Source organism: Kitasatospora sp. NPDC056184 (genome assembly GCF_042268405.1).
Lineage (GTDB): Bacteria > Actinomycetota > Actinomycetes > Streptomycetales > Streptomycetaceae > Kitasatospora.
In genome coordinates this window covers 38091-56076 of record NZ_JBHJUI010000039.1, presented here as the reverse complement: position 1 = coordinate 56076, position 17986 = coordinate 38091, and the positions used below count along the sequence as shown (strand labels likewise).

Genomic DNA, 17986 nt, shown 5'->3' with positions numbered 1-17986 from the left:
GGCCGAGCCGTCCCGGCCGGGACGGCTCGGCCGGTTCGACGGCGTCGCCCTGGCCGTCGTTGCCGTCGGGCTGATCGAGGCGCTGACTGGTGCTCACGGGCCTCTCCCGGGGGGTCGTAGTGGCTGGCTTCCTCCGAGGGATATCCCGCTCCCCTGACAGCCGTCAGCCCTGTTTCCTCCCCCGCCCCGCCGCACCGCCGGGACCGGGACACGCGGCGGCCGAACACCCCCGCACCACCACGCAGCCGGCCCGCCGCACCCCGCACCCGACGACACCGGAAAACCCGCCCGCCACACACCCCGGGGCCACCGCGTCCACCACGCGGTCCACCCCCGAAAATCTCCGCACCCCGGAACACAATTTCCCGCGTAATGTAAAGTTTGCATTAACTTGCTACACCCATCCACGCGGAGAAAACCCCCGCCGCACCTCGCCCCCGTACCCCGGCCAGAACCGGACACAGCAAGCGGGACACGGCGCAGCACACCCCGGGAAAGCAGACCGCGCCACACGGACACCCCGCGCTTCACGCGGGCGGCCTAGCGGCCGCGCGGGGGGGCCGTGGCCTGGCGGCCCCGGCGGCGGTAGGCGGGCGCAGCACAACGGTGATCGGGGCGGGCGCGGCGCGGGGCGCCGTGCTCTTCGCGCGGGCGGCCTGGCGGCCGCGCAGGGGGCCGTGGCCTGGCGGCCCCGGCGGCGGTGGACGGGCTCGGTGGGCGGGCGGCATCTGCGGTGGTGTCCGTCCCGCGCGAAACCCGCGCCGGGGCCCTCGGCGGGGCCTGTTACCCGCTCGGCTTCGAACCCTCCCCCGGGCCGCCCGCCGGGCCGGGACGTGACCTTCCCCCGGCCCGCACCACCCGCCCCGTCCCCGCGCCCCGGGCCGGTCGGCCACCGGGCTGCTTCGCGCTCGCCCGCGGTCAGCCGGGGTGCGCAGCGGTGCGGTATGGCAGCCGCTGCGGGTTTCGGCGGCCGGTCAGGGCTTGCGGTTGAGGAGGAGGGCGAGGACGGTGCGGGCCTCGCGGCGGCGGGCGGGGGTGGGGGCGAGGGTCGCGGTGATCGCGAGGGCGGTGAGGGTCAGCAGGTAGCCGGCGGTGGAGGTGGCCAGGGCGAGGATCGCGGGGTCGCGGGTGGGCATCAGGGGGTCTCCCGGGTTCGGTGCGGGGCCGGGCCCGCGCGGCGGCGGACCCGGCCAGGGGCGGCGGGTCAGTGGGCGGCGAGTTCCTGGAGCTGGTGGGCGATGTCGCCGGTGGGCAGGCTGAACGGCCCGCACATCTCGTCGACCGCGCCGGCCAGGCCGGCGAGGGCCACGCGCAGGGCGGGGCCAGGGCTCGGCAGAGCGGTGGTGTCGGGGATCGGGGGCGCGAGGAGCACGGCCAGGTGCGGGTAGCCGGGAACGTTGGGGGCGGTGGGCTGCAGGGGCTGCGGAGCTGTGTCTTCGCCGAGGCGGGCGGCCTGGTGGAACCAGTGCTCGGCGTCGCACAGTTCGCCGGCGCGCACGTGGTGGAGGTAGAGGCAGTAGGCGGCCAGGGACTCCCCGGCGCCGGCGGCGAACTGCCACCACCACTGGGCGTGGTAGGGGCGGCCGGTGAGGTCGAAGAGGCAGCCGAAGACCAGGCCGCCGTGCGGCTCCCAGCGTGTCACCAAACCGTTCACCGACATGCCGGCGCCGGGCTCGTGGATGACGCCCTTCGACAGGGCCTTCAGGTCACGGGCGGCGTCGTCGATCAGCATCCCCACCGGAACCCGCGGCCCGGCCGCGGCCGAGGAGGCCGACGCGGCGGTAACGGCGGGGAAGGGCGCGCTCCCGCCGGGCGGCGCGGCGGGGGACGGCATCGCCCGGCGGGCGGCCAGGCGGTCGGCGATGTAGCGGCGGCCGGCCTCCAGGTCATAGCGGGGCCGGGCGGCGGGACCTGGGCCCGCGCCCTCCAGCAGGCGGTCGATGTCCTGGATCACCGGGACCACTCCTGGTCGTGCTTGGCGAGGCCACGGCGCAGCAGGCGGCGCGGGGCGAGGTGGGCTTCGATCTTGGCCTTGGCCTGGGAGACGAGCGAGCGGACCGTGATCTCGTCGACGCCCATCGCCTGGGCGGTGCGCGCCACGGAGTACTTGTTGAGGTAGCGCAGAACGATGACGTCGAACTTCGCGCCCGACAGCTCCAGCACGGCGGCCGCCACCGAGACGCCCACCTCCTCGTCGCTGCGGTCGGCCAGGGCGTCGGCGTCGATGTCGGCGATCAGCGGCTGCGCCGCGCGGCGTACCACGGCGGAGAACACCAGGCGCTCGATCAGCAGGCGGTGCTCGGTGTCGCGGGCCCGCTGGGCCTCGACGGCGCAGCGCAGAGCGGCCCAGGCGTGGGGGTTGGGGTCGGTCAGCACGCGGTCCCAGCGGTCGACGAGGGACAGGAAGACATCGTCGACGGTGTGCTGGGCGAGGACCTGGTCGCCGAGGACGGTGAGGGCGAAGTCGAAGTAGGGCTGGGCGTGGAGCTCCTGGAAGGCGCGGAACGCGATCGGCAGGCCGGCGTGGGCGCGCGGGGTGGTGCCGGCCGCGTCGGTGCCGCGGGTCCCCCGGTGCTAGTTTTGAACGCGTTCAAGAACTACGGGTTCAAGCACAGGGGGTGCGGGATGGTCAGGCGGGTGTTCACCTGGACGATGGCTGTGCTGCTGGCGGCGCAGCCGGTCGCGGTGGTGGTCTGGTGTCTGGGGCGGATGGAGCGGACAGACCCCCTGTTCCTGGCGCCGTTGTGGGGGTCCGGGGCCGTGGCCGTCCTCTTCCTGGCGAGCCGGCTGGTGGTCCGCAGGACGATGGCCCGGTGGCGGGCCGAGATGCGGTGGCTCGGCCGCGCCGCGGGCCGCTACCTGCTCTGCTGCCTGACGCCCGTCCTCCTGCTGTACGTCGTCGCGGCGCTGCGGGCACCCGGCGGCGAGGACGAGTACGGCTACCCGCTGCCGAAGCCCGAGCACTACCTGAACCAACTCGGCTTCCTGGTCGTCTGGATGACGGTACCGACGCTCGTTCTGCTACTCGTCCAGTCACCCCGGGCTCAGCGGGGCCGTCATGTGGGCGGGCTCGTGGCGGTGCTTCCCAGCATGACCCCGTCGCTCTTCGCCCTGCTCGGGTACTGGCCGGCGTTGGTGCCGGTCGTGCTCCAGACGGTGTACGCGCTCGCCGTGACGCCGTCCATCGTCACCGTCTGCGGCCGCGCGGGCGGCGATCGGAACACCGGGTGAACGGTGGCGGCCTCTCGGCGGGCGTGACGGCGACCTGGCCGAGAATGTCCTTGAGCGCCGCCGCAGTCAGCGCCACCGGTGGGAGGTACTGGTCATCGGTGCCAGCAGCACCGGCCCGGTGGCGGATTCGGCGGCCCGGTGGAAAGCGGGGCCAACGACTGGGTAGAGGTGGAGGCCGGCGGCGTCAGCGAGCGGGATCCACTCCACCGGCGCCCGGCCCTGGTCGTCCTGCTCGACTGCGGCCACGGTGCGGTGAAGGCGGTCGGGCAGGCGGGCGGTGAAGACCAGGTGCCGCCGACGGAAGAGCCCGGCCTCGCCGGGCCGCTGGGTCTCCTGCTCCTGGACGAAGTACAGCACCGACGCCTCGGCCAGGTCGTCCGCGTCGAGGCCTAGCTCCTCGAGGCGCTCGCGGCGCAGCGCGGCGGCCGGGTCTTCGCCCGGCTCAAGAAGGCCGCCGGGCAGCGAATGCTGGATGCCGTCGGGCCGGTCGCGCCGGATCAGCGCCAGGCGGCCGCCGTAGAGGAGCACTGCGCCCATGCGGGTCGGGGCCGGTGCGGTCACCGGGCGTCGACGTCGTCGGCCAGGCCGGGCAGCGGCAACGGTCCGAGCCCGCCATCGCTCCGGCCGGCCCGCGACTGCCGGCCGCGGCGCAGCCCAGGGACGGCGGACACGGCACCGAGCAGGACATCGACCAAGCCGACGACGACGGCACCCGGCCGCCGACCAGGACCACCCGGCCGCCCAACCCGGCGACACCGCACCCGCTCCCGCCGCAGACCCGGCCGGCCACCGCGGCACAAGGGTGCGAACGCCACCGCGGCCCGACCAGCGCAGCCACACCGAACCACACACCAACGGGGAATCGAGGACCGCACGGCCCAGCACCCGCTCACCCGGCGCCGACCCCCACCCCGCGCGGCACCCGGCTCCAGCCGGCCAGCAGCAGCCGGGACAGCTCGGCGCCGCGGCCGGTCCTGATCTCCTTGAGCCCTTCAGCCTCGTACAGCCGCGCCCACACCAGCAGGGGAAGCTCGACAGCGGCGCCCGGCCCCACCCGCACCACCCGGACTGCACGGAACGTCCTGGAACATCTCGCCGCACTACGGAGGATCCTCGGACCGGACCAGGCAACGGCGCCCGGGCCCGACGACACCACCGCGCCTGCGGCGGGCAGGAGCGGCACCGGGCCCGCCGGTGCGCGGTTCGGGGCGGCGCCCGGCCACAGCGTCGTCATTCGCGGCGGATCAGCCAGGACAGGAGGACCATGAGGCCCGCCCAGCCGAGTACGGCGAGGGGAAGCACGACGGCCGGGGGCACGTGGAGCTGCAGCGCCATCACGCTGCCGAAGAGCGGGGGGACGGCGAAGAAGACGGCGGAGCCGACCGTGATCCGGAAGAGGCCCACGGTCGGCTTCCCCAGCCCAAGCCGGGTCAGGGCCGGCCTCGTGCCGTGGATGACCAGTGACGATCCCAGGAACCCCAGCACCGTCAGTTCCAGGCACGCCCGCAGCGGCACCTGCGCGGCCCTGGCCCGGTGCCCGGCCGCGGCAACCTCGACCACCCGGCCCCGGAAGACCGCCAGCTCCACCGCGGAGCCCAGTGGCATGTCGTCGTAGAACGCCTCGTCGACGTCGTACACACCGAAGATCGACCCCGTCTCCCCGGCGACCGCCAGCCGGTAGACCGTTCCTTCGTGCCTCCCCTGGGTGGACCGCTCCGCCACCCTACCGGTCTCGTGCCGCAGACAGTCCGCGCCGGACGCCACCATCGCGCCACACACCGGTGCGTGCCGGTAGGCGGTCACCTCGTCGTACGTGAGGACGAACGAGCGGAAACCGAGGACGACCAGGCCCAGGCCCGCCAGCACGATCACACCGCACACCAGCTGGGCGACGACCGCACCCGGGGACCACGGGGAACCACCGGAGGACCGAGCCGTGTCCCTGCGCCGGACGTTCATGGCATCCCACCCCTGTCGGGCACGTCCCAGGCATCTCCCCGATGCCCCGCGAGGATCCTCCCAGGACGGGACCGCCGCGGGGAGCGGCCAGGCCGGCCTGTGACGCACCTGTCGCACAGGGCCTCCGCCCTGCCGGCCTTCAACGGTGGCCTGGAGGCGGCCCGGGAAGGTCTCGCCGAGGAACTCCCGGCGCAATCGGCGCGCCTAGGGTGCGTATTTGGTTGTGATCAATGGATGGTGCTGGTGAGGTCCTTGATCCAGATCATCGCGCCGCGAAGGTGGCGGCCGGCGAGGTAGCTCGCAGGGGTCTTGTCGCAGCGGGTGGCGATGCCTCGCCAGGCCTTGAGCCTGTTGATCAGGCGCTCGACGGTGTTGCGCTCCTTGTAGGGCTCGGCGTCGTGGCCGACGGGCCGCCCGCCCCGGCTGCCCTCCTTCTTCCGGTGGGCGGCCTGGTCCCGCTTCTCCGGGATGACGGCCTTGATACGGCGGCCACGCAGGTAGGCGCGGTTGCCGCGGGACGAGTAGGCCTTGTCCCCGGCGACCGCGTCAGGTCGGGTGCGGGGGCGGCCGACAGGCCCACGGACACGGACCTTCTTCAGCACGGGGATGAACTGCGGACTGTCGGCCGCCTGCCCCTCGGTCAGGACGAATGCCAACGGACGGGCACTTGCGATCACCTGCGACGTGGACCTTGCCGGTCTGCCCGCCCCTGGAGCGTCCGAGCAGGGCCTCCTTCAGGCGGAGTCCGCGCCGGCGTCGGATGCGTCGCCGTTCTTCCCGTTCTGCGTCGTCGACGGCGTCCTGCCCGGCTTGTCCCTCCGGGCCGCCCCCTTTTGCCGGGCGTTCTCCGCTTCGTCGGCGGCCTTCTCCAGGGCGGTCAGCGTGTCGGGGTCGAGGTGCATCCCAGCGGCATCGTGGTGGGCCCGGACAGTCGTGGAGTCCACGCAGACCAGGGACAAGTCCACCTCACCGCGCTTCGCGGCCTCGGCGATCACACCTTCCAGCAACGCCTCGAAGACGCCGGCATCACGCCACTGACGGAAGCGGTTCGAGACGGTCGACCAGGCACCGAACTCCTGCGGCATCTCCCGCCACTGCGCGCTCGTCCTGAAGCGCCAGATCACGCCCTCGAACTGCTGCCGCAGCCGCTCCGGGTACGGGCCGTACTCGCCGATCGGCAAGTACGGCCCGATGAACTCCCACTCGGCATCCGATAGTTGCGCTCGCGTCACGCAACATGGTCTACCGGATCAGAACCTGCCCACGCAGGCGAATCACGCAAATTGATCACAACCAAATACGCGCCCTAGTTGTGCTCGGTGTCACCGGGGCGCGGGCCGATCCGGGTCCACCACGCTGACGGGGTCGCCGACCTGCACATGGTCGAAGAACCAGCGGGCGTCCTCGGTGCTCAGCCCGACCGCCCCGTAGGTGCGGTTCTCGTGGCCGAAGGTGCCGGCTCCGTACCAGTCCATGCCGCAGACGAACGTCGAGCGGCCGTCCTCGGCGACCAGACGCACGCACCAGGGCAGCGTCACGTCGTACTCGTCCCCACCGGACGGCTGCGGCGTCAGCCAACCGCTGCTGCTGCTCACGTGCAGCGAGGCCTGCTTGTCCGCGACCTTCATGGTGCCCGTCGGAGTGGGGAAGTCGGCACGGCCCGCGGTCGCCGGCAGGGTCTTGAGTGTTGTGGTGCCGGACTGGATCCGGACCGTGTGCGCGGTGAGGTCCACATAGGCGGCCACCTCCCCCGTCGACGGCGCGGCGCTCGCACTCGCCGAAGGCGTGGGCCAGGGGATCGCCGGTGCGGCGGCCTCCTGCTGACGCCCCGGCGAAACGGCACCCGAGCCCAGCAGCCCCACCCCGCACACCGCTGCGGCCACCGCCAGCACCGCCGCCCGCCGCCTGCGCCGCCGGCCCGCACCCCGGCGGCGCACCGTGTCGTACGGCAGCGGCAGCGCCACAGGCGCCTCCGCGTACAGCCCGCGCAGTGCCGAGGAGAGCCTGTCATCATGCTCGGAACGCGAGTGGTTCTCCAGCTCAGGCACAGTGGTCCATCCTTTCCGCGCTTCGCGGGGCGCTTCCCGCCTTCGGTTCGTCGCGCAGGTGCTCCGCGAGCGCGGCGCGCCCCCGGGAGAGGCGGGCCTTGATCGTGCCGATCGCCGCCCCGGTCTCCTCGGCTACCTGCTGGAGACTCAGATCACACAGGTGGAAGAGCACGATCGCCTGCCGCTGCACCGCCGGAAGCCTGCGCAGCGCCACCACCAGGGCAGTGTGCTCCGGGCCCGGCCCGGACGCCGCCTGCGGCAGCGCCTGAACGCGCTCTCGCTCCAGCACCCGGCCGCGACGGGCCCGCCGCCACCGGCTGACCGCCAACCGCCAGGCGACCGTACGGATCCACGCCTCGGGCGGGCCGTCGTCGGACGAGAACCGGGCACACCTGCCCCAGCCCCGCACGAAGGCCTCCTGGACCGCGTCCTGTGCCTCGCTGAAATCCCCCGTCATGGCGTACAACTGCCCTACCAGCGTGGAGAACGAGGACAGATAGAACGCGCTGTACTCCTCGTCGGTCATCCCGTGTGCCGCTCCGTTCACTCGATCGGACGCCCCTGCATCCACCAACTCCACGCACGGCACACGGACCGGGTTGCGCCGGATCCTGCGGCAGAGCCGACGGGAGGCGCCGCACAGAACGGCAGCGCCAGTGACGGACAGGACTGCGCCACCTTCATCGAGACGGGACACCTGTCCACGGACCGGCTCAACTGGGACACCCAGCGAATTGGACCAGATCATCCGAGACAGGAACCAGATCGCCCGCGACAGGACATCGGGAACCGGCCCAGCACGTCCCGGCTTCGCTGTTGTCCCGTGACACCGGACCTTCACCGTGTGCCAATGAACTTTGACCACGGCACGGTCTGTGTCCCTGAAGATTGACCGCCCGGGTCGGCGACCTGGAGGACCGTCCGGCGGACGGGTGCCACGACGGCTCCGTCTGGCGCTTCGCGAGTGGCTCTGAGTGGAGTAGGTGCGAGGGCCGTGGTGGTGTGCACGGCCCTCGCACCGGGTGTGGGGCGCCCCGTTCCCGCCCTCGTCGTCCGGATCTGCACGCGGTGGTGAGCCGTGTGCTGTGCTCTGTCACCTGTACGCGATGCTGAGCTGCATTGTTTGGTGGGGAATCGAACCCCTGCGTTGCTCTTCACGCGCCAGGGGCCGGATAGACCGCCGACCCGCGGTGTGTGCACGCCTCCGTGACGACTACCTGCTTCCCACACCCGGCTCGTGGGATCAGTCCTCGATCAGGTCGATCTCCCAGTTGGTGCGCTGGATCAGGGTGTCCACCTCGCGGAGCTCCTTGGCCAGGGCGTCCGCCTGGGCGCGGAGCTCGGCGACCGGCAGCGCGGAAAGGATCCGGAGCTCGGAGCGCAACTGCCGTACGGCTCCGCGCTGGTCGCGTCCGGAGGCGGCGTCGGCGGCCGCGGTGGTCACCGAGTGGCGCAGCCGCAGGACGTCCCGGCGGGCGAGGGCGTCGGTGAGAGTGCCGCCGCCCTCGATGCGCGCGGTGGAGTTGGTCCGGTTGATCTGACGGATCAGCCGCTCCAGCTCGTCCAGCACCTCTCCGGCCTGGGCCAGGACCTCCGCCGCGTTCTCGGCCGGCTCCTCGCCCTCCTGGTAGCGCGCGCTGCCGACGACGCGCGCCCGCAACTGCTCCACCTGCCGCACCGCGGCCGCGCGCTGCGCGAGCGCCTCAGCCAGTTTCACCGCGTCACCACCTCTACGTCCTGCTGATCGTTCGGTAAGTATGCACGTCGTGCCTGGTGGGGCGGCTCGCGGGGCGGGCCGGGTGGACTGACCCGGCGGGCGCCGGGCGGGTTCATGGAAGGACCATCAACAGGTTCGGTGAGACCGGGTAGTCCTGACCTTGGCGGTCAATCTTCGACGACACAAACCGTTGCCGGAGTAGGCGGCGGACGGATTCCCGCGCCGCGGGCGGGCCGCGGCGAGCTTCGTCCCGGCCGGGAGGAGGGCGACGGCATCCCGGCGGCCGGCCGGGGTCAGGCACCAGAGCTTGCGGCCGTCGGGCAGGCGCAGCTCCTCGCGAGCCTTCCCGGCGTCCTCCAGGTCGCCGAGCGCGTCGCGGACCGAGCGGTCGACACCGGGGCGGTCGACCCTCGCCTCCAGGTCGTGCTCTTGCTGCCTTCGACAGCAAGAGCCAAGCGGTTGTCGCCACGGCCCAACCCCCTTGTCCTGGGGGCCTGACCTGCACAAACGCCGGATTCGAGCGGGAGGGGCGTCGAGGTGGCGGCGGAGGTGCCCGTGGAGGTGGCGAAGGTGCCGTTGCCCTCGTTGTCCCGGTCGACTTCCACCAGGAAGAGCGGCACGTCCGCAGCGTCCTGGAAGTCCAGTTCTCCGCCTCCGACCGCACAGCCCTGGAGCACTTCGCCGACGCCCTACCGGAGAACACCCTCCTCGTGCGGGTGGTCGTGGGGTCACAGCCACCGCAGATGCAGCTCAACGCCGACTGCCCCACGATGGAGGCACTCAAGGTCCGCTGCAACGACAGCGGCCCGATCACGGTCGGCGGTGGCTCCGATCCCCGTGTGGCCGCCATCGCCGCGTGGATGGGGGCGCTGCCCCAGAACACGACGGCGAGCAGCCTCGGCCCATTGGCCCCCGCGCCGGGGGACCGCATGTCCCAACTCCTCGTCCTCGCCCAGACCCCGGACGAAGCCCTGTCCGCCGCGGAGATCAAGACCGTCGCCTACCGGGCCCTCCCGGGCAGCATCAGCGTCGAACCCCTGGGAGGCGGCTGGCTCGTCGGAGCCAACCTCACCGCCGACCAGGGCCGCTGGATCGTCCTGCTCGGGATCGCGGGCGTCGCCGTACTCGCGCTCTCCTTCGGCGTCAGCGGACTGACCGAGTTCGTGCGCTGGAGCCGCACGATGGCACCCATCGGCAGCCTGACCGGCAACTACCGCGTCCTCGTCGGCAGCGCCGCCTGGAGCGTCCTGCTTCCGGTCCTCATCGCCAACGGCCTGGGCATCCTGGTCGGAGCATGGCTCGCCACCCCCGTCACCGCCCAGCACCACAGCTCCGTGTCCGACACCCTCCTGACCGCCTCCGGCCTCGCCGTCGGCATCCTGGGCATCCTGCTGTGGTGCTGGGCCGTCACCACCGCCCTCCGCCAGACGGCCCGCTGGCTCCCCGGCGCCGCGGATTAGGAAGCATGGCCAGCACCGGCCGCGCAGTGCCGCATGCCTACGGGCCGCACCTGCGCGGCCGGTGCTCTGACCGCGAAGGTTCGCCGGGTTAGCGCCGGCGGCACCTCAGGCAGTTGCCACGTCGCATCATCGACCGAAGTACGGGCCCGTGCCGGCGGCCCACCAGTTCGCCCCGCCCCTCCCCTGGTCGCCAGGTACCCACCGAACATGCGCTGCCCACACCACACAGGGCTCCTGGTCGGCGGCGCAGTCGGTGAGGAGGTGAAGGTGAAGCCGTAGGGGCTGCGGGCGGCGGCCTGGTACCAGGCCGCAGCGCGCGCTGGCGGCCGTGCAGGCCGAGCGCCGGGCGCACCTGGCCGCGCTGCCGGCCCTCAGCGGTGATCTGGAGGCGGCCCGGGAATGTCTCGCCGGGGAGGTGCTGGCGGAGTCGGCGTGCCTGGAGGAGGCCGAGCGGCAGGCCGCCCACGCGGTGTGGGCGGACGAGTACTGGGCCGGGCTGTCGGGCGGGGACCGGGTCGCCGCCCGCAGCCGGCTCAAGCACGTCGGTGAACCGGCGCAGGGCGCGGCCGCGTAGTCCGGTGCCGGGAGCCGTGTCGCTGCGCGTCGCGCCCGGTAGGGCACCGTCGGGGGGTGGCTTCGTCGGCGCCGGGCGGCAGGGTCGGCAGCGGCCAGGCGGGGGCCGGTGCCCCAGGTAGGGGCCGGTGCCCCAGGTGGGCCAGCCTGCGGCGAACGGCCCGGCCTGGTCGTCCAGCATGCCGATCGCCCGGCCGCGGGCCCGGTCGATCCGGCCGGCCGTGCAGTCGTCGACCGCCCCGAGGCGGCGCAGCTGGGCGTACGCACGGTGCGGTGCGGGAACGGCGCGCCTACCGTACCGACAGCTGCGCGCCGTGCCCGCCATGCCGAAGGCTCTGCCCACCCGGCCCGGCGGCCACCCGGACGGTCCAGCCCCGGGCCGGTGAGAACGGGGACGGTCCCGTTCTCACCGGCCACCCGAGCTCACAGGGATCCGGGGGTGAGATTCATCGGCCCGACGGTTGAGGGACGCCGTCCTGGACGCCGCGCCGCGCAGGATCCGGTGGCCTGACCGCTCCCGGGCGTGTTGCGGCGCCCGTCCCGGTAGAGGGGCCGGGTACGGGCCGCGCGCGGCCGGTTCCCGGAGCCCCTCCGTCTCGCAGGCCGAGCCTCGAGCCGGCTAGGGCTTCACATCAAGACGCACAAGGGCACCGATTTCCACGAGCTGGTCCGGCAGCGCCAAGTCCGATATGCCCATGACCGTGCTGGTCGGCCGGTGCTCCCCGAAGTAGCCGGCGTGGAGGCGTGCTGCCGCTTCGAAGTTCTCCCGCAGATTCCTCACCAGTACCGTGGTTTCCACGATCTGGCTCCGTTCAGCCCCGAACTGCCCCAGTACCAGGTCAAGGTTCTCCAGCGTGGTGCGAACCTGCAGTTCAAAGTCGCCGGCACCCACGAAGTCTCCATGCCGGTCATGGGACAACTGACCTGACACGTATACGGTTTCACCTACCTGAACGGCCTGGCTGTAGCCGTACAGCGATTCCCACGGCATGCCGAACCCGAATGCCTTCACCTGAGAACTCACAAAACCACTCCTTCGATACAGCACACGGTACTGCCAGTTGCAGACCGGAACCTTTCAGGAAGAAATTACAGGTCCTCCGAAACTTCAATTTCCCGACCGCGAACTCGAATTATTCCCTGCGCGCACAGACGGGGCCATGAACACGGCCAAGCCCTCGCCGGCGCACACCCGCACCCGAACCGGCCCGGCCATCGTGCCGGTGCTCACCGCCCGGCCCGGGCCGGGCACGCGAGCTCGTGCCAGGTGGCGCCCACGACCACCCCGCCCAGGGTCAGATGCTCCCTCGACCAGGTCCGACAGCACCCGCCCACCGGACGCGAGCGGGCCGGTACTGGCGACCATCCGGCACGGACCAGGAAAGCAGGCGCGGACACGGTGGGCGCGGCCGGACGGCGACGGCGACGGCGACGCCTGGTCATGGGTGTCCTCATGTCGCAGGCTCTGCCCACCCCGCCATCACACCGAACCCCGCCACCACCCGTGCGGCATACCGCAGACCGTTCTCACCGGCCGCTGACCTGCGACGACACCCGAAACTCACTGGCCCCGGGGCGAAACTCACCAGTGCAGGTAAGCGGGGGTGCCGAAACTCCCCACCACCCCGCCGGTTTCGCCCCGGTCAGGCCCCTCGTCCTCCCGGTATGTCCGTGACCGGGATCACCCGTGGCGGGAGGGAGCGGCCGGGCCGGCCGTGACGTCGCCCTGCCGCCGGCGCCCCCGAGGAGGAATGTCGTCAGGACTCCGTGTCGGCCCGCGCCAGGATGCCCCTGAGCATCCCCGTGGCCTGGCCCACCTCGATGAGGTATCCGTCCGGATCGCGCATGTAGCAGCGCAGCTCGGCGCGGCGGTCGATGGGTGGGGTGAGGAACTCGGCCCCTTTGGCGCTCGCCGTGGCGTAGAAGTCGCGGATGTCCGCCACCCGTACGTTCAGGAAGCTGGAGACGGTGCTGGGATCCTCCGGTGTGCGCAGGACGACGTCGGGTTTGTCGTCGGTGGGCCCGCCGCCCGGATTCATGATGATCCAGCTGTTGGCGACCTTGACGATGCAGGGGTTCTCCTCCAGCACCACGGTCCCGCTCAGAACGTCGGCGTAGAACGCCCGTGAGCGAGGGACGTCGCCGACCGTGAGGAAGTGCGTGAGCAACAGGCCCTCGGCCGGTGCGGGGAGATCGCCGGCCGTGGCGCCGGCGGACGTGACGTCGGACATGTGCCGAGGCTATGGCGCGCACAGCCGTGCCGCCCGGCGGCGCCGACCACCCGGGTGACGGGTCCGCTCGGGAGGCGGCCTGCGGCCGTCGACTGCCCGCCCGCACGCCGCGCCCGCCCCGGGGGCCGCCGGCAGGCAGGGCGCGATGTGCGGGCGGGCCGGGTCTGTCGGCGGATTCGCCCCTCGCGGGCACCTGTTGTGGCCGATGATGGTGATCCGCCCGGCCGCACGACGGCCGGCACGGGCGTGGGGGAAAGGATGTCGCGCGTGGAGTCGACCCGCACCGGCCTGCACGGTGTGCCCTGGCCGGAACTGCTGCCCGACCTACGCCCCGCCCTCGTCATCCCCGCCGCACCCGACCGCCTCCCCCACCCCGGCGACGGCTGGACCCGCCACCTGCCCGAACAGCCCGACCCCGCCTGGACCGCCCACCTCGACGGCCACCCGGACGGCCACCGGCTCACCCTGCACCGACCCGGCGGACACCCCTGGTACGACGGCCACCTCACCGCCGGCCGCGAATGGCACCGCGCCACCCGCACCCACCGCGCACTCCTGCTGATCACCGGGCCGTTCACCGGCCCCCACAACCTCCCCACCGCAGCAGCCCACGGCCACCTCCTCCTCCTCACCACCCCCATCCGCCACACCCAGCACCCCTGACCCGGCATCCAGACCATCCAGGACCGCCAACCGCCAGCCGCCAGCCGCCAGGAACAGCAACGGGCGGACGCGGGACGGCGGCAGGCCCAGGACGTAGGCCAAGGATGAACAACGGCGCAGCCCCGCAACCGGCAACGGCGACGTCGGCCGCGCGGGACAGCCCGCGGCGCGGCGCAGCGGCACGACGGCCACCGCTGCACGCACGACCGGGTCCTGGAAGAAGGTGCGGGCGCGGGTGGGACAGAGAGCGAGGGCGGCCCCGGCCGTCTCGGTCGCCGGGCTGGCGACAACGAGTGCGGCCTTCATCGAACCGGTGCGCCTGACCCGGCTGCCGCCGCCGATGGCCCGGAGTCCCGTGGTCCAGGACGGCGAGGGTGCCCGCACGGGCCCGCCGTACGCGAGGGCGCCGCAGGCACCGCGGAACACCCCGGCGCGCACTCTCTACGACGGGGCGCGTGCCCCCCGCCCGCGCGACACGGCGCCGCCGTACCCGGGCTTCTCCTGGCGCCCCTGACGGTCCCCGGGGTCAGTGCGGGTCGGCGGACGCCAGGGCCACCGCGAGCGCCAGGTACGGGACGGATTCCAGGCACTGCTCGGCCATCGTGGACCGCCTGACCTTCAACGGCACCATCATCGAGACCGGCACCGACTCCTACCGCCTCGCTTCGACCCGGGCGCGGACCGAAGCACCCGCCAAGACCGGCTGACCACTGCAAACTTCGGGCCGACGACCTGCCAACTCCCGCCCAGGCGATGGGCCGTCGGCCCGAGATGCTCCAGTAGGCTGCGCCGGCCATGGACACGCACGCCGAACCCGAGCAGACCCGGCACGTCGCGATCGCTTCCGGTCCGCCGGCCCGGCAGCTCTTCCGGGACGTCATCGCCGACCGTCTGCCGGGCCGCAGGCTGCCCCCAGCGGCGATGCTGTTCGACGCCGAGGCCGACCCCTCCTGGGACGACCGGAGCTTCCTCGGCGACTTCTACAACGAGATCCTCCACCAGGACACCTGTCAGCCCGCCACCGCTGACGGCCTCATACTGCTCGCGGTCCTCGCCGACGACGACCGGATTCCTGCCCGACACCGGTTCCAAGCCGTCGACCTGCTGTTCAGAGCTGCCACCATTGCCGAGCGCCACCTTGCCGAGACCTGGCCGACCACCCCACAACAGGCCGACCCCGACAGCGAGGCCCGGGCCCGCAGCACGGTCCAGGACCACACTCCGGATCTGCTGAACCGTTGGTCGGCTGAATGCCCTGCGGTTCGGTTGGCCCTCGCCGGCCTCGCCGTCGTCTTCCCGACGGACCGCACCCTGCCCGCCCTGACACCGCGCCTGCAGACCTTCACGCACCAACACCCCCAGGGCACCGACATCGGCGACTATGTGCGGTTCGTCCTCGTGCTGGCCACCCAGGACGACGACCGGATCCTCACAGCGACCGAGAAGCTCACTGACGCCTACTGGACGGGAACAGCGCGCGGAGTGCCGACACGGGCACGAGCCCTTCACCTCCTCAGCCAAATGCTGACCAAGATCGAAGCCCGACTCACCCGATCACGCACCGGACAGTGACGCCCCACAGGCACGACGAGCGACACACCGCGTCACTCGCGCTGCTCCTTCTCGTGAACATCCACGGACCTCAAGATCCGCAACTGCCGCCCACACCGGCGAACAAACGCTGCCCCTAGAAGTGAACGAAGCCACATGCCTGGGTGATGCACGCCCGCCGGCACGCGCGGGACTACGAACGGCTCGTCCAGCACTCCGAATCGCTGATCACCTGGGCCGCAATCACGCTGATGACCAGGCGGATCACCCAGCGGCAGTCCAAGCGGTCCGGACACTCGGCCTCCCGCGAAGCCCAGCGGGACTGACCCCGGCGGTCTCCATGGAGACCGCCGGCCGCTGGGTGGTGGAGCGTACGAACTCCTGGATGAACAACTTCGGCAGGCTCCGGCGCTGCACCGAACGCCGGGGCACGGTCGTCGAGTTCTTTCTCGCGCTGGCCGCCGACATCATCACCGTCCGATGCCTGATCCGACGCGCCCGGTCCCTCTACCGCTGGGACAACCGACCCCGAACCTCACGCATCAGATGACCTGCTGGTGGACGCAGACGGGCAGTCGGCCGCCCGACACTGTGAGGCGGTGGGCCTCATCGCGCCGACGGGTGACTCTCACGCCGTCACCACGGGTACGCCGTCTGGATGGTTGGCGAGCAGGGCCGCGATATGGTCTGCGCAGCGCAGGGCCGCCGTGGCCATGGCCCTCCTGGTCATCCCGGCGACATGCGGGGTCAGCAGCGCGTTCGGCAGGCCGAAGAGCGGCGAGGCGAAGGCAGCGTGCTCGTGTTCGAAGGTGTCGATGGCGGCTGCCGCGAGCGGATGTTCCGGGGCGCGCAGCGCGTCGGCCAGCGCCTGTTCGTCGACGATTCCGCCCCTGGCGGTGTTCAGCAGGATCGACCCCGGACGCATCAGCGCCAGCTCCGCCCGCCCGACCAGCGCTCGGGTCTGCGCAGTGAGCGGCAGATGCAGGGAGACCACGTCACTGGTCGCCAGCAGTGCGGGAAGGGAGTGGGCCATCGGCACTGATACCTGGGCCGGGCGCCGTGAGAGGCCCTGAACCTCCATGCCCAGGGCGGTGGCCCGCCCGGCCAGTGCCAGGCCGATCCGACCCAGCCCGACGATGCCCAAGGTCAGCTCCGACAGTTCCGCCGTTGGTGCGGCCGGTGCGCGCCAGCTGCCACGGTGCGCGGCCTCGTTGTGCGCTCGGAGGTCCCGAGCCAGGGCGAGTAGCTGGGCCAGGGCGAACTCGGCGACTGCGTTCGCGTTGGACCCCGGGGTATGGGTGACCGAGACGCCGCAACGGGCGGCGGCTGCCAACTCGACGTGATCGGTGCCCGCTCCGGCCCGACCGACTACGCGGAGCCGGTTGGCCAACGCTGCGTTGGTAGCCACCGAGAAGAACGCGGCGCGCAGCGGCACACCGGCACGGGACTTGACCGCGTGGTAGCCGAGTCCGTCCCGGACGGTCTCAGCGAGCAGTGAGGACTCGTCGAAGGCGTCGAAGTCGGTGAAGTCCACCCGACCGTCCCAGACAGCCCGTGCCCCAGCAGGATCGGTCACCCGACGGAGGTTCAGTGTGACGGCCAGACCGTGGCCGAGCAGGCGCTCCAGCTCCCGACCAAGCAACTCTCCAGGAGCCGCGTCCAGTAGCAGGACCCGGGCTCGCTCCATGTGGTCCCTCCTTCCTCCACACGGACCCTACTGTGCTCCAGGGACTGGTCACCGAGAGTGCCCCACGCCCAGACCGATCCCGTACCTACTGGCGGAGCCTCCTACTCTCCCACGGTCGCTGACCCCCGTCAGGCCGTCGAAACCCGCAGGCCGGTGGACCTCCTGCCTGATCGCGAGGCAGGCGACAAATCGATGAAGCGTCCCGCCACTCGATCTGGAGCGACAGGCCCTGCCGAGCAGCCAGGTCAGAACGGCTCGAAGCTCGGGTTGACCGGACCGATCTCACCGCGCTCGACCAGTTCGTTCAGATCTTCCGGCTCAAGGAACTCCAAAGCGTCCGGGTCGATGCCATGATGCGGGTCCACGTCGCGCAGTCGCTTCACAAAGGAGAGAACGAAGTCAGTGAACGGTCCGTCGAAGACCTCGGGCTCGGTCCCATTGATGTTGGTGACCACCTTCCAGCAGTCCGGCTCCGGGTCGCACGGCCAGAAGAAGTGCTCGTCCCCGGAGTAGTCATATCCCCAAGAGATCAGGCCACCCGCGTCGGGGTGGAACCGGAACGGATACTCGTCCGAGTCACGTCGCCACGACTGGCCGAACGACTCGTGGATCTTCCGCATCCTCGTCAGCAACGGACTGGAACCTCGCGGGTGGAAGACGACCAGCTCGCCGCAGATGACGCCCGTGCCGTCCTCGACCTCAGCCCAGTCTTCCGGAGACGGCTCACGAGCCGGGGGCCGGCCGAACAACTCCACAAGATCATCCAACCCCGCCACGCGCCCTACCTCGCTTGATCGTCCGTTGCCGGCGGCAAACCTATTCCGACGCTGCTGCGGGCATCAAGCGGTGCCTGCGCCGACGCGACG

18 protein-coding genes and 4 pseudogenes are annotated in these 17986 nt (G+C 72.0%); 8 read left to right on the top strand and 14 right to left on the bottom strand.

What is annotated here, in order from left to right; genetic code table 11:
* Positions 1-974 precede the first annotated feature (974 nt).
* From ACFC0B_RS38805 to ACFC0B_RS38795, 3 genes are all read right to left on the bottom strand, one after another.
* Entirely contained in the window at positions 975-1136 is a 162-nt protein-coding gene (locus ACFC0B_RS38805; RefSeq protein WP_376097565.1) for a hypothetical protein, read from the bottom strand.
* Between the two features lie 68 nt (positions 1137-1204).
* Positions 1205-1954 carry a hypothetical protein gene (locus ACFC0B_RS38800; RefSeq protein WP_376097562.1) on the bottom strand — a complete coding sequence of 250 codons (750 nt, stop codon included), beginning with the start codon at positions 1952-1954 and terminating at the stop codon, positions 1205-1207.
* The gene (locus ACFC0B_RS38795; protein WP_376097559.1) at positions 1951-2376 is read right to left on the bottom strand and encodes a sigma factor-like helix-turn-helix DNA-binding protein; all 426 of its coding nucleotides are present in this window, start codon (positions 2374-2376) and stop codon (positions 1951-1953) included. Before ACFC0B_RS38795 ends, ACFC0B_RS38800 begins: the two co-directional genes overlap by 4 nt.
* A 45-nt stretch (positions 2377-2421) precedes the next feature.
* Between ACFC0B_RS38795 and ACFC0B_RS38790 the strand changes: the two genes are divergently transcribed.
* Positions 2422-3231, top strand: a complete 810-nt coding sequence (locus tag ACFC0B_RS38790; RefSeq protein ID WP_376097556.1) for a hypothetical protein — start codon at positions 2422-2424, stop codon at positions 3229-3231.
* Positions 3232-3297: 66 nt separating this feature from the next.
* On the opposite strand, the gene ACFC0B_RS38785 is transcribed toward ACFC0B_RS38790, so the two are convergent.
* The 7 genes and pseudogenes from ACFC0B_RS38785 to ACFC0B_RS38755 all read right to left on the bottom strand — a co-directional run bounded on the left by ACFC0B_RS38785 (position 3298) and on the right by ACFC0B_RS38755 (position 8955).
* Positions 3298-3768 carry an NUDIX domain-containing protein gene (locus tag ACFC0B_RS38785; RefSeq protein ID WP_376097553.1) on the bottom strand — a complete coding sequence of 157 codons (471 nt, stop codon included), beginning with the start codon at positions 3766-3768 and terminating at the stop codon, positions 3298-3300.
* 352 nt (positions 3769-4120) lie between these two features.
* Positions 4121-4291, bottom strand: a complete 171-nt coding sequence (locus tag ACFC0B_RS38780; RefSeq protein ID WP_376097550.1) for a hypothetical protein — start codon at positions 4289-4291, stop codon at positions 4121-4123.
* 170 nt (positions 4292-4461) lie between these two features.
* Positions 4462-5190, bottom strand: a complete 729-nt coding sequence (locus ACFC0B_RS38775; protein WP_376097547.1) for a hypothetical protein — start codon at positions 5188-5190, stop codon at positions 4462-4464.
* A 227-nt stretch (positions 5191-5417) separates the two neighbouring features.
* Positions 5418-6422: pseudogene (locus ACFC0B_RS38770) on the bottom strand (IS5 family transposase).
* Positions 6423-6512: 90 nt separating this feature from the next.
* Positions 6513-7238 (bottom strand): L,D-transpeptidase, encoded by a 726-nt coding sequence (locus tag ACFC0B_RS38765; protein ID WP_376097545.1) that lies wholly within the window; start codon positions 7236-7238, stop codon positions 6513-6515.
* On the bottom strand, positions 7231-7764 hold the full coding sequence (locus ACFC0B_RS38760; protein WP_376097542.1) for a SigE family RNA polymerase sigma factor: 534 nt from the start codon (positions 7762-7764) through the stop codon (positions 7231-7233). The genes ACFC0B_RS38765 and ACFC0B_RS38760 overlap by 8 nt, the downstream gene beginning before the upstream one ends.
* A 717-nt stretch (positions 7765-8481) precedes the next feature.
* Positions 8482-8955: a DIP1984 family protein gene (locus tag ACFC0B_RS38755; protein ID WP_376097539.1), complete on the bottom strand. Its 474-nt coding sequence runs from the start codon at positions 8953-8955 to the stop codon at positions 8482-8484.
* A gap of 743 nt (positions 8956-9698) precedes the next feature.
* Here ACFC0B_RS38755 and ACFC0B_RS38750 point away from each other — a divergent pair.
* Together ACFC0B_RS38750 and ACFC0B_RS38745 are read left to right on the top strand one after the other, a co-directional pair.
* Positions 9699-10415, top strand: coding sequence for a hypothetical protein (locus ACFC0B_RS38750; protein ID WP_376097536.1), 717 nt, complete (start codon positions 9699-9701; stop codon positions 10413-10415).
* 415 nt (positions 10416-10830) lie between these two features.
* On the top strand, positions 10831-10989 hold the full coding sequence (locus ACFC0B_RS38745) for a hypothetical protein (protein ID WP_376097534.1): 159 nt from the start codon (positions 10831-10833) through the stop codon (positions 10987-10989).
* Positions 10990-11607: 618 nt separating this feature from the next.
* Here the strand turns inward: ACFC0B_RS38745 and ACFC0B_RS38740 are convergent.
* Both ACFC0B_RS38740 and ACFC0B_RS38735 read right to left on the bottom strand, forming a co-directional pair.
* Positions 11608-12012: a RidA family protein gene (locus tag ACFC0B_RS38740; protein WP_376097531.1), complete on the bottom strand. Its 405-nt coding sequence runs from the start codon at positions 12010-12012 to the stop codon at positions 11608-11610.
* A 733-nt stretch (positions 12013-12745) separates the two neighbouring features.
* On the bottom strand, positions 12746-13219 hold the full coding sequence (locus tag ACFC0B_RS38735) for a VOC family protein (RefSeq protein WP_376097528.1): 474 nt from the start codon (positions 13217-13219) through the stop codon (positions 12746-12748).
* Positions 13220-13477: 258 nt separating this feature from the next.
* On the opposite strand from ACFC0B_RS38735, the gene ACFC0B_RS38730 reads away from it, so the two are divergent.
* The 5 genes and pseudogenes from ACFC0B_RS38730 to ACFC0B_RS38710 form a co-directional block, all read left to right on the top strand.
* A complete protein-coding gene (locus ACFC0B_RS38730) occupies positions 13478-13882 on the top strand; it encodes a hypothetical protein (protein WP_376097525.1) in 405 nt (134 codons plus the stop codon).
* Between the two features lie 575 nt (positions 13883-14457).
* A pseudogene (locus ACFC0B_RS38725) lies at positions 14458-14589 on the top strand (AAA family ATPase); the annotation flags it as partial.
* 88 nt (positions 14590-14677) lie between these two features.
* Positions 14678-15454 (top strand): hypothetical protein, encoded by a 777-nt coding sequence (locus ACFC0B_RS38720; RefSeq protein WP_376097522.1) that lies wholly within the window; start codon positions 14678-14680, stop codon positions 15452-15454.
* A 137-nt stretch (positions 15455-15591) separates the two neighbouring features.
* Positions 15592-15703: pseudogene (locus ACFC0B_RS38715) on the top strand (IS5/IS1182 family transposase); the annotation flags it as partial.
* An 82-nt stretch (positions 15704-15785) separates the two neighbouring features.
* Positions 15786-15983: pseudogene (locus tag ACFC0B_RS38710) on the top strand (transposase); the annotation flags it as partial.
* A 78-nt stretch (positions 15984-16061) separates the two neighbouring features.
* On the opposite strand, the gene ACFC0B_RS38705 reads toward ACFC0B_RS38710, so the two are convergent.
* Both ACFC0B_RS38705 and ACFC0B_RS38700 read right to left on the bottom strand, forming a co-directional pair.
* On the bottom strand, positions 16062-17120 hold the full coding sequence (locus tag ACFC0B_RS38705) for an NAD(P)-dependent oxidoreductase (RefSeq protein WP_376097519.1): 1059 nt from the start codon (positions 17118-17120) through the stop codon (positions 16062-16064).
* Positions 17121-17365: 245 nt separating this feature from the next.
* Positions 17366-17896 (bottom strand): hypothetical protein, encoded by a 531-nt coding sequence (locus ACFC0B_RS38700; RefSeq protein WP_376097516.1) that lies wholly within the window; start codon positions 17894-17896, stop codon positions 17366-17368.
* Positions 17897-17986: the final 90 nt, after the last annotated feature.

Excerpts from the sequence above, each read along its gene's own strand:
- ACFC0B_RS38775 (WP_376097547.1), bottom strand. The coding sequence starts at position 5,190 with ATGAACGTCCGGCGCAGGGACACGGCTCGGTCCTCCGGTGGTTCCCCG.
- ACFC0B_RS38785 (WP_376097553.1), bottom strand. The coding sequence starts at position 3,768 with ATGGGCGCAGTGCTCCTCTACGGCGGCCGCCTGGCGCTGATCCGGCGC.
- ACFC0B_RS38750 (WP_376097536.1), top strand. The coding sequence starts at position 9,699 with ATGCAGCTCAACGCCGACTGCCCCACGATGGAGGCACTCAAGGTCCGC.
- ACFC0B_RS38735 (WP_376097528.1), bottom strand. The coding sequence starts at position 13,219 with ATGTCCGACGTCACGTCCGCCGGCGCCACGGCCGGCGATCTCCCCGCA.
- ACFC0B_RS38730 (WP_376097525.1), top strand. The coding sequence starts at position 13,478 with ATGTCGCGCGTGGAGTCGACCCGCACCGGCCTGCACGGTGTGCCCTGG.
- ACFC0B_RS38705 (WP_376097519.1), bottom strand. The coding sequence starts at position 17,120 with ATGGAGCGAGCCCGGGTCCTGCTACTGGACGCGGCTCCTGGAGAGTTG.
- ACFC0B_RS38760 (WP_376097542.1), bottom strand. The coding sequence starts at position 7,764 with ATGACCGACGAGGAGTACAGCGCGTTCTATCTGTCCTCGTTCTCCACG.
- ACFC0B_RS38805 (WP_376097565.1), bottom strand. The coding sequence starts at position 1,136 with ATGCCCACCCGCGACCCCGCGATCCTCGCCCTGGCCACCTCCACCGCC.
- ACFC0B_RS38720 (WP_376097522.1), top strand. The coding sequence starts at position 14,678 with ATGGACACGCACGCCGAACCCGAGCAGACCCGGCACGTCGCGATCGCT.